Origin of the sequence: Flavobacterium sp. (genome assembly GCF_003525665.1) — a bacterium.
Classification (GTDB): Bacteria; Bacteroidota; Bacteroidia; order Flavobacteriales; family Flavobacteriaceae; genus Flavobacterium.
This window is the reverse complement of sequence record NZ_DQDX01000071.1, coordinates 394-810: the sequence shown is the minus strand read 5'-3', so window position 1 is coordinate 810 and position 417 is coordinate 394. Positions and strand designations below refer to the sequence as shown.

Genomic DNA, 417 nt, shown 5'->3' with positions numbered 1-417 from the left:
CTTCTACATTAACCATAACGTCTTTTTCTCCAACTGAAATTAAAATCGGAACTTTAAATTCTTCATAATCAGATTCAATTATTGCCGAATTTTTAGATAGATTTAGAAATATTGAAGTTGTTTTTTTATCAAAATTTTCAAATGTAGCTTAAAGTAAAAGTGTTTTTTGCGTGATTTTGAATAGTTTTAAAAATAGTAAAATGCTTCTTCAATATGTTCAATACTAAAATCTTTAGCGTCTTTGTGGATAGCGATGATGTCAAACCGAACTTCAACATCTAAATCATTAGCAATAACATACTCATTTACTGCTTTTACTAAAAGTTGAATTTTCTTGGGTTTTACAAAATCTTGAGGCAATCCAAACTCAATTGACGAACGAGTTTTTACCTCAACAACCGCAAGTATGTTTTCTTT

The 417-nt window shown here is 28.3% G+C and carries 1 protein-coding gene; it reads right to left on the bottom strand.

Annotated features, from left to right (window positions below; translation table 11 throughout):
- Positions 1 to 186 precede the first annotated feature (186 nt).
- Positions 187 to 417: YraN family protein (locus tag DIU01_RS04980; protein WP_290832139.1), on the bottom strand; the 231-nt coding region annotated here is incomplete at its 5' end.